Annotated in this window: 4 protein-coding genes; all 4 read right to left on the bottom strand. The window is 62.4% G+C overall.

Going from position 1 to position 3,131, the window contains the following annotated elements; genetic code table 11:
• Positions 1–643, bottom strand: a 643-nt coding sequence (locus tag RMO40_RS12630) for an acetamidase/formamidase family protein (protein ID WP_309721528.1), incomplete at its 3' end; no start/stop codon positions are given.
• 14 nt (positions 644–657) lie between these two features.
• Complete coding sequence (urtE, locus tag RMO40_RS12625) at positions 658–1,347, bottom strand: urea ABC transporter ATP-binding subunit UrtE (RefSeq protein WP_309721523.1); 690 nt, start codon at positions 1,345–1,347, stop codon at positions 658–660.
• A 213-nt stretch (positions 1,348–1,560) separates the two neighbouring features.
• Positions 1,561–2,307 carry an urea ABC transporter ATP-binding protein UrtD gene (gene urtD, locus RMO40_RS12620; protein WP_309721519.1) on the bottom strand — a complete coding sequence of 249 codons (747 nt, stop codon included), beginning with the start codon at positions 2,305–2,307 and terminating at the stop codon, positions 1,561–1,563.
• A 12-nt stretch (positions 2,308–2,319) separates the two neighbouring features.
• On the bottom strand, positions 2,320–3,131 hold an 812-nt coding region (locus tag RMO40_RS12615; protein ID WP_309721515.1), incomplete at its 5' end, for an ABC transporter permease subunit.

The following is a 3,131-nucleotide window of genomic DNA, read 5'->3' as shown; positions in this document are numbered from 1 at the left end:
GCGGCACGGTGCGTGCGCCTTCGGCAGCGGCTTTCGCTTTCGCGTCACCGGTCAGCTTGCCCATGTGGGCGGTGCCGGGTGAGGGCGGGTTGGCCAAGCCGCCCTCGGGGTTGGTGTCGATCAGTTGTTGTTCGCGCTGGTTCCACAGGTCGAGCATCGGCTTGTCGGGCAGGCAGCCGATCAGGCCGGGGTGGATGAGGCCGGCGAACTTCACACCCGGCACGTGGCGTGACGTGGTGTACAGGCCGTGAAAATCCCAGATCGACTTTTGCGCCTGCGGGAAGTGCTCGGTGAGAAAACCACCGCCGTTCTTCTTGCTGAAGAATCCGTTGAAGCCCCACAGGCTGTCGTCTTTCGCGCCGATGTCGAGCAGGTCGACGACCAACAAGTCGCCAGGCTCGGCGCCCTTCACGCCGACCGGGCCGCTCAGGTAGTGCACCGTGGTGAGGTCGATGTCGCGCACGTCGTCGGCGCTGTCGTTGTTCTTGATGAAACCGCCGGTCCAGTCGAAGGTCTCGAGGATGAAATCGTCACCCGGGTTGACCCAGCATGCCATCGGGATGTCGGGGTGCCAGCGGTTGTGGATGTTTTCGTTTTCGACGGGCGACTTGGTGAGGTCGACCTTGATCAGCGTGTCGGTCATTTTTGGCTCCTGGGTTAGACGGACAAGAATTGCTTGATGCGGGCAGAGTCGGTGGCGGCGCGCGAGCTCTCGTGCACCAGGCGCCCACCTTCGATCACGAACAGGCGGTCGGCGACGTCCATCGCAAAACTCAGCACCTGCTCGGAGACGATGATGGTGATCTCGCGCATCTTGCGGATCTCGTTCAGCGCGCGGGCGATGTCTTTGATGATGGAAGGCTGGATGCCTTCGGTCGGCTCGTCGAGCAGCAGCACCTTCGGGTTGGTGACGAGCGCGCGGGCGATGGCGAGCTGCTGCTGCTGGCCGCCTGAGAGGTTGCCGCCCTTGCGCTTGCGCATGTCGAAGAGCACGGGGAAGAGCGCGTAGATCTCGTCGGGTACCTTCTTGCTCGTGGTGTTCTCCATGCCGGTCTCGATGTTCTCGAGCACGGTGAGCGTGGGGAAGATCATGCGGCCCTGCGGCACGTAGGCCAGGCCCTTCTTCACGCGCTTGTAGCTCTCGTCCTTGGAGATGTTTTGGCCGTCGAGGTCGATGCTGCCGCTCTTGATCGGCAGCACGCCTATCAGGCTCTTGAACAGCGTGGTCTTGCCCATGCCGTTGCGGCCCATGATGGCGATGGTTTCATTCTTCTTGGCGCTGAAATCGATGCCGTGCAGGGCTTCGCTCTGGCCGTAGGCGGTATGGAGGTTGGTGACGGTGAGCATGGATTTCCTCAGGCGAAATGGGCTTCGACAGGCTCAGCCCGAACGGAGATATGGAAACGGAAACGGCCATCGCACACCACCGTTCGAACGGAGAGGGACGAAGGGCCAGGGCACACCACCGTTCGCCCTGAGCCTGTCGAAGGGTCAGCGCCGTGGCACAAGGGCTTCGACAGGTTCAGCCCGAACGGAGAGGGGGCAACGATTTCGCGCATCTCAATGCCCCAGATAAACATCGATCACCTTCGGGTCGTTCTGCACCTGGTCCATCGACCCTTCGGCCAATATCTTTCCCTGGTGCATCACGGTCACCTTGTGCGCGATCTTCTTGACGAAATCCATGTCGTGTTCGATCACGATCACCGAGCGGCCCTTGCAGATGCGCTGCAGCAGCTCGGCGGTGAGCTCGCGCTCGCGCACGCTCATGCCGGCGATGGGCTCGTCAAGCATCAAGAGTTCGGGGTCTTGCATCAGCAGCATGCCGATCTCCAGCCACTGCTTCTGGCCGTGCGACAACAGGCCGGCCTCGAACTCCAGGTGCTGCTCCAGGCCGATCTCGGTGGCCACGGCCATCACGCGCGATTTCACGTCGTCGGTGCAGCGGAAGGCCAGCGCACCGAACACACCACGCCCGCGCGGGAACGAAACCTCCAGGTTCTGGAACACGCTCAAGTTTTCGTAGATCGACGGCGTCTGGAACTTGCGGCCGATGCCCTTGCGCACGATCTCGTACTCGGGCAACTTGGTCATCTCCAGGTTCTTGAACTTGATGCTGCCGTCGCTCGCCCGCGTCTTGCCGCAGATCAGGTCGAGCAGCGTGGTCTTGCCCGCGCCGTTGGGGCCGATGATCACGCGCAGCTCGTTCTTGTCGACGTAGAGCGTGAGGGCGTCGATGGCCTTGAAGCCGTCGAAGGACACGGTGAGGTCTTCAACCGCGAGAACAAAATCCGTATTGCTGCTCATGGTGGTGGTGCCTCAGACCTGTTGACCGCTGATGCCGGGTGGCAAAGATGGGGAGGGTGGATCGCTGCGCTTCGTAGGCGCGGGCGGTGGCGGCTCGGCCGCGACAACCGGCTTGCGCAACAGCCGCTTCAGAACCCAGGGCTTGACCTTTTCCACATACAAGCCCGCCAGGCCCTGCGGGAAGGCCAGCACCACACCGAGGAACATCGCGGCCATCAGGAACAGCCACAGGTCGGGGAAACTTTCGGAGAAGTAGGTCTTGCCGAAGTTCACGAGCAGCGTGCCGTAGACCGCACCCACCAGCGACATGCGTCCGCCCACCGCCGCGAAGATCACCATCTCGATGCTGGGCACGATGCCCACCAGAGACGGCGACATGAAGCCCACCTGCAGCGTGAAGAGCGCACCGCCGATGGCCGAGAGAAATGCCGCCAGGCAGAAGGCGAACACGCGGAACATCGACACGTCGTAGCCTGAGAAGCGCACGCGGTCTTCTTTGTCGCGCATGGCCAGCAAGAGCGTGCCGAGCTTGCTGCGTTGCACCCACAAACACGCTGCGATCGACAGCAACAACAGGCCCACGTTGACGAAGTACAGGATGTACTTCGCGCTGTCGGTGCGGGTGTCCCAGCCCATCAGCGTCTTCAGGTCGGTCATGCCGTTGACGCCGCCGGTGTAACCCTGCTGGCCGATGATGAGCACCGTGAGGATCAGCGCCACCGCCTGCGTGATGATCGCGAAGTACACGCCACCGACCCGGCGTTTGAACATCGCAAAGCCGATGATGAAGGCGAGCAGCGTGGGCACGCCCAGCATCAGGATCA

Origin of the sequence: Rhizobacter sp. (assembly GCF_031412075.1) — a bacterium.
Classification (GTDB): Bacteria; Pseudomonadota; Gammaproteobacteria; order Burkholderiales; family Burkholderiaceae_C; genus Rhizobacter.
Note: the sequence above shows the minus strand (reverse complement) of the source record. Positions and strands in the feature narration are given on the sequence as shown.